Here is a 255-nt window from a genome sequence, read left to right as displayed (position 1 = left end):
AGGTTGATATTCCTGTACCACCTCCTCACCGTTTGAGAAATGGGGGGACGCAGTAGGATAGGGTAAGCGCGCTGTTGGATATGCGCGTCCAAGCAGTAAGGCGTGTGTGTAGGCAAATCCGCACACTGTAACGTTGAGCTGTGATGGCGAGTCCGTATGGACGAAGTTCCTGATTTCACACTGCCAAGAAAAGCCTCTATCGAGGTGAGAGGTGCCCGTACCGCAAACCGACACAGGTAGTCGAGGAGAGAATCC

1 rRNA gene is annotated in these 255 nt (G+C 53.3%); it reads left to right on the top strand.

The annotated features are described in order from the left end of the window. Positions 1-255: ribosomal RNA gene (locus ACYQ73_RS28365) — 23S ribosomal RNA — on the top strand; the annotation flags it as partial.

The sequence above is a fragment of the Lysinibacillus sp. CTST325 genome, assembly GCF_054665055.1.
This window is presented reverse-complemented; position numbering and strand designations above follow the sequence as displayed.